The sequence below is a fragment of the Streptococcus sp. GMD6S genome (genome assembly GCF_000297015.1).
Genome location: NZ_AJRH01000111.1, coordinates 1 through 2,105, shown reverse-complemented (window position 1 = coordinate 2,105; position 2,105 = coordinate 1). Strand labels below are relative to the sequence as shown.

Here is a 2,105-nt window from a genome sequence, read left to right as displayed (position 1 = left end):
AAAGGTCCCCAATTAGCAAGTCAGAAACTTTGCTGTAGAAGGGATGATAATGTAAAGGAGTTTGGCTGGTATGAATTATTTCGAGGGGAATGAGTTTTTCCTTCTCTTATTTGTAGTTTTACTGATTGGTTTTGTGGTAAACTTTTTTGAAAAACGTAAAGACTACTATATTTTGGCGCTCTCCCTCTTATTTGCAGGAGCTATCTATGGTAAGAGCCGAGCGATGATTGTCTATTTACTCGCCTTTATCGTTTACCAGTATTTTCTGGTTTTTCTAGCACAGCGGATAGAGGCAAAGTGGCTGAAACCACTGGTTTTCCTTTCCATTCTTCCTTTGGTGATCAATAAAGTCTTTGCCCTGACTTCTCTGCATTTGTTGGCCTTTATTGGAATTTCTTACATGTCCTTTAAGACCATTCAGATCATGCTAGAAATATCGGATGGCTTGATCAAAGAAAAAATCACTGTAAAAGATTATTTACAGTTTTTGCTCTTTTTCCCAACAGTTAGTGCTGGTCCGATTGATCGGAGTAGGAGATTTTTAAAAGAGATAAACGAGGTCATGCCCCGAAAAGAGTATCTAGAGTTAGCAGGGGACGGTGTGTATCGTATCGTTCTAGGCCTTCTTTACAAGATTGTTTTATCAACCTATGTTTACCAGATGTTACTCGCTCTAAATAATACTGGCACAGTCGTTTACTCAATCAAGTATATGTACCTCTATACCTTGTATCTGTTCTTTGACTTTGCAGGCTATAGTCTAATGGCCGTTGGAAGTAGTAATATTCTAGGTATTCAGACACCGATGAACTTTAACAAACCTTTCTTGAGTGTCGATATCAAAGATTTCTGGACCAGATGGCATATCACCTTGTCGACCTGGTTGAGAGATTTTGTATTTTCAAGAGTATTGATGCAAGTTATCAGGAAAAAATGGTTTAAAAATAGACTACACAATGCAACCTATGCCTATATGGTCAATATGTTGGTCATGGGTTTTTGGCATGGTCTTAGTGTTAGTTACATTGTCTATGGTTTTTATCATGGTGTCTTGATGGCTGGATTTGAAGTGTATCAAAAGAAAAGCAATTTTTATAAGAAAAATAAAAACAAAAACTGGTATAAGCTACTAAGTTGGTTTGTGACCATGAATTTGGTTATGATTGGTTTCTTTATCTTTTCAGGTGAACCCTATAAAATCTTACTGACGATTTTAAAGAGATAAGAGATTGAAAAGAAATCGGCTAGATCGAAGGGATAGGATAAAACGAGATGATTAAATTAAAAGCATTTTTACTATCGCTTGTGCTCGTAATTGCGACGCTTGCCCTTTTAAATGTGACGTATGTCAAGAAGATTGATGATTATTATAAAGTCAAGGATAACAGTATTCGTTATAGCACCTCGTATGAAAAGTATAAAAGTAGAGATATTCTAACAAGCAATATCACCCCCAATACACTGGTTCTAATGGGTTCCTCAGAGTTGGTTGCGACGATAAATGAAGACTATCATCCAAATAAAATTTTTAACTACAACGATTTTAATATCATGCAGATTGGGACCAGTTATTCTCAAAATATTATTCAGGCTACGACCTTGGGCTCTATTGAAGAATCAATGAGTAAGCGAAAAGTAGCTATAGTAGAGTCTGTTCAGTGGTTTGAAAAAGATGGGACCCATCAAGATGCCTTTTTGAACAAGGCTTCTCAGGAACATATTTTTCACATGCTAGATAATGACAAGATTAGTAAAGAAACGAAAGAAAAACTAATCAATCGCATTATCGAGATTACCAAAGGAAACAAGCAACAAAACGACATCTACAAAAAATATAAAAGTTATTTCATAGATGGAAAAGGAACCATTGTTGATAAAAAACTATTAGAGTTAGATAACGCGATGTATTCCTTTAAGCTCAAACGAAAATTTTATGAAAATCATGAGAAATCAGATTATCCTTCACTAGGAGACAAAACCCCAGACTATGATTGGGAAAAGATGACGGCTCAGTTTGTGGAAGAGGTCAAAAGGAAAACAGACAATAATGACTATGCTGTTGATAATAACTACTACAATACTTACTTAAAAGATCGCTATGCATC

The 2,105-nt window shown here is 35.6% G+C and carries 2 protein-coding genes; both read left to right on the top strand.

Going from position 1 to position 2,105, the window contains the following annotated elements; translation table 11 throughout:
- Positions 1 to 70: 70 nt before the first annotated feature.
- The gene (gene dltB / locus GMD6S_RS08860; RefSeq protein WP_001105738.1) at positions 71 to 1,225 is read left to right on the top strand and encodes a D-alanyl-lipoteichoic acid biosynthesis protein DltB; all 1,155 of its coding nucleotides are present in this window, start codon (positions 71 to 73) and stop codon (positions 1,223 to 1,225) included.
- A 47-nt stretch (positions 1,226 to 1,272) separates the two neighbouring features.
- On the top strand, positions 1,273 to 2,105 hold an 833-nt coding region (gene dltD / locus GMD6S_RS08855), incomplete at its 3' end, for a D-alanyl-lipoteichoic acid biosynthesis protein DltD (RefSeq protein WP_000593510.1).